A 3,731-nucleotide genomic window follows, 5' to 3' on the forward strand; every position below is an offset into this window, starting at 1 on the left:
ATCTGTCATGGCTCTGGTTGTATCTCCTAGAGAGAGGTGGTGTCTTGTTGCTTGGGGTTTTTCTTCTGTTGTCGTTCTTGGTGTTTTTTTATCAAATTCCATAGCTTTTTTAGATGGTGTTGTTCCTTCCAGCTGGGAGAGAGTCAGGGATTTTTGCGGGCAGATTTTTATGTTCTCTATTCTTTCTTCTCTTTTTAGTGAGGATATACGTCTTGTGCGATTTTTGATTTCCGGACTGTATGCCGGTCTTTTTTTTACCACGATGTTGTTTTTTTTGTTGTGGTTTTCTTTAGATGACCCGGCCCAGTATGACTGGATATGGGGTGTTATCAATTTCGTTAATATTAGGCATCTTGGTATGTTTGTTAGCGCGATGCTATTTATTTCCTTGTGGGGGTGCTTTTATTCCTGTGGTGCTTTTAGGGTTGCATCAATGCTTGGTTACTCCATTTCTTTTTTCTTTGTAGTGTGGTCAGGTGGGCGGGCTGCAATTTTGTCTACGATTTTGGCTCTTTTATTTGTTGCTATTCTGACGATGTGGAGGCAGTGGAAAATTTGGCTGTGTGTTGTTCTGGCTTCCATTCTTAGCGTATGGATTTCCACTGTTTTTTTTGTTGATAACTCATCTATGGGTATTGGGAGATTTTTTCTCTATGAGCGAGGAGGCGGAGGGCTGGAGAAGGTGAGCTCTGGACGGTGGAGTGTGTGGCTACACGCTGTATCTTTGATTGCAGACAGGCCAATATGGGGGTGGGGTGGAGACATATATAGCGTTGTGAAAATTCGACCAGAGTTGTCACAAGTCCATAATGGTTTTTTGCAAGTGCCATTGGAGTGGGGGCTTCTTGTCGGCTCGATATTTTGGTGCGGGGTTATTCTCCTGATGGGAAGGGGCGTTTATTTCCTCTTTATGAAGAGGCGATACAGTGAAAAAAACTTGGTGCTCGGTGTCGGTTTAGGAGGGGTTATGCTTGTGCACTGTATGTTTGATGGGGTGGTATATCATGGCACTCCCTTTGCTATTTTTATGTTCTCTCTTGCGCTTGTTTTTTCAGTGACAACAAAGCCCACAGTAGAGACTTTGGCTCACAACGGACCTATCATAAAAGGAAAGTTAAAGTGACGTAGTCACGCCGCGGGCAGGGATAAAATTTGCCGCGTGTCACTGTTTAGAAGAAGTGCCGCGTTAGGTATCGGATTTCAGGCGCTCAGCGACCACAGGCACGGCGGTAAAGTCGAAGGGAAACCATAATTAAGAAAATTTCGGGAATCTGAGCTGGTTTTAACTTTGCAACCGCAGCGACAAATCCGTCGCCTGAACATGCTTGGTTAATGCTCCGGACGATAAATACCAGTGCCGGCTGCTCGGTAGGTTGGTGGCATTGTCCACTGTCAGATTCCCAGACACCTCCAGCGCAGATTCAATGGCGATTTTAGCTGCTTCCTTCAGCATCTCCACACTGAAGTTATCCAGCATAATTTGATCCGGCGTCAGCCCAGCCGCTTCCTCCAGTTCTGCCAGTGTCTCCACTTCCACAATGATTTTCTTGTCCGGCGCCAGTGCCCGTGCGCGCTCAATGGCGGCGGTGATGCCGCCGCAGGCGGTGACGTGGTTTTCCTTGATCAGGAAGGCGTCGTAGAGGCCGATGCGGTGGTTTTGGCAGCCGCCGCAGAGGACCGCGTATTTCTGGCCGGCGCGCAGGCCGGGCAGGGTTTTCCGGGTGTCGAGGATGGTGACCTGGCTGTCGGCCACGGCATCCGCGTAGCGGCGGGCGGTGGTGGCGGTGCCCATCAGGGTTTGCAGGAAATTGAGGGCAGTGCGCTCGCCAGTGAGAATCTTGCGGGTGTTGCCGCGCAGGGTGCACAAAGTGGTTTCGGCTGGGAGACGGTCGCCATCCTGGACATGCCATTCAACGTCCACGCCGCCCAACTGCCGGAAGACTTCGTCGGCCCAGGGCGTGCCACACATGACGGTGTCTTCGCGGGTAATGATGGTGGCCGTGCTGCGACTGTCCGCGTCGATGAGCTGGGCGGTGATATCGCCATCGCGGATATCTTCTTCCAGAGCAAAGGTCACATTGCGCTGAATGTCGTTGCGGACGTAGTCAGGGAGGGAGATGGTCATGCTGGGATGGGTCCTACAAGGTGTGTTTGTGCACTGTAGGAGCTTGCTTGCAAGCGAAGCTGGGCAATTGACGATACCCTGGGTTCGCTTGCAAGCAAGCTCCTACAAATATTCAGTCCGGGCGGCGGTTGGCGAAGAACTCTCGGCTTAGCCGAACCACAATGGGGGACAATAATAACAGAGCGATCAGGTTTGGCACGGCCATCAGGATATTCATGATGTCGGCCAGTGCCCAGACGAAGTTCAGGCTGACTATGGCCCCTAACGGCACGGCCAGTACCCAGACGACCCGGAATGGCATGATCGCCTTGTTGCCGAACAGGAACTGGGTGCAGCGCTCGCTGTACAGGCTCCAGCCCAGCAAGGTAGTAAAGGCAAACACGGCCAGGCTGCAGGCCACAATGATGTTGCCGACACCGCCGAAGGTGGATGAAAACGCCATGGCGGAAAGGGGGGCGCCTTTGACGCCGCTGTCCCACACGCCGGTGGATACAATCGCCAGGCCGGTAACGGAGCAGACAATAATGGTGTCGATAAAGGTGCCGAGCATGGCGATGGAGCCCTGTCGGGCGGGATGGTCCGTGTTGGCGGAGGCGTGGGCGATGGGGGCGCTGCCCAGGCCAGCTTCGTTGGAGAAGATCCCCCGGGCCATACCGAAGCGGATGGCTTCTTTCACCAGTGCCCCGGCAAAACCACCGGCGGCGGCGGTGCCGCTGAAGGCCCCTTCAAAACACAGGGCCAGAGCATCGGGAATGGCGCTGGCGTGATCCGCCAGAACCACCAGGCCTGCCAGCAGATAGGCTAGTGCCATAAAGGGCACAATAAAGGTCGCCACGGTGGCGATCCGTTTCATGCCGCCCAGCACCACCATGCCCACCAGGACCGCCAGAGTGACGCCGGTGATCCAGGGTGGCAGACCAAAGCTGTCATTGAGTCCGTGAGCCACGGAGTTGGCCTGGACGCTGTTACCAATCCCGAAGCCGGCAATCATGCCGAAGACGGCAAAGGCGATGGCCAGCCAGTGCCAGTTCTTGCCCAGGCCGTTTTTGATGTAATACATGGGGCCGCCCACGTATTGCCCGGCGGCATCTTTTTCCCGGAAATGAACGGCGAGGACCGCTTCTGCGTATTTGGTGGCCATGCCTACCAGGGCGATCAGCCACATCCAGACCAGGGCACCAGGGCCACCGGAGTGAATGGCGGTGGCTACGCCGACAATATTACCGGTACCAATGGTGGCAGACAGCGACGTGGCGAGGGCGGCGCCGGCACCGATGGTGCCCACCCCGCGCTGCGGCCCCAGCATTTGCCGAAAGCCAAAACCCAGCTGGCGTAAGGGCAGGAAGCCGAGAATAAGGGTCAGGTAAATGCCTGTGCCAGCGATGAGAATCAGCGCCGGCCATCCCCACAGAAGACCGCTAATCTGTTTGAGTATGGTTACCGTCTGTTCCATGGCTATCGTCCAATGCCCCGAAAGGCCTTAGGCTAGGGGAATTTCCGGGGTAGGGAAAGTGGGGCGTTTTGTTTGTGAGTGCTCGCACACTATTCTGTCAGTGCCAACTAGTTCAAAATTCTTACCCTTGATGCATGATAGCGTATTAAAGTA

Annotated in this window: 3 protein-coding genes; 1 reads left to right on the forward strand and 2 read right to left on the reverse strand. The window is 54.3% G+C overall.

What is annotated here, in order from left to right; translation table 11 throughout:
• Positions 1 to 1,123, forward strand: a 1,123-nt coding sequence (locus tag A3754_RS18770) for an O-antigen ligase (protein WP_082904805.1), incomplete at its 5' end; no start/stop codon positions are given.
• Between the two features lie 159 nt (positions 1,124 to 1,282).
• On the opposite strand, the gene nadC is transcribed toward A3754_RS18770, so the two are convergent.
• Complete coding sequence (gene nadC / locus A3754_RS18775) at positions 1,283 to 2,125, reverse strand: carboxylating nicotinate-nucleotide diphosphorylase (RefSeq protein ID WP_063520921.1); 843 nt, start codon at positions 2,123 to 2,125, stop codon at positions 1,283 to 1,285.
• 112 nt (positions 2,126 to 2,237) lie between these two features.
• Positions 2,238 to 3,578, reverse strand: a complete 1,341-nt coding sequence (locus A3754_RS18780) for a sodium:alanine symporter family protein (protein WP_063520922.1) — start codon at positions 3,576 to 3,578, stop codon at positions 2,238 to 2,240.
• Between the last annotated feature and the right edge of the window lie 153 nt (positions 3,579 to 3,731).

Source organism: Alcanivorax sp. HI0083, assembly GCF_001635175.1.

Bases quoted from the DNA above. Each gene is read 5' to 3' on its own strand.
- nadC (WP_063520921.1), bottom strand. From the start codon at position 2,125: ATGACCATCTCCCTCCCTGACTACGTCCGCAACGACATTCAGCGCAAT.
- A3754_RS18780 (WP_063520922.1), bottom strand. From the start codon at position 3,578: ATGGAACAGACGGTAACCATACTCAAACAGATTAGCGGTCTTCTGTGG.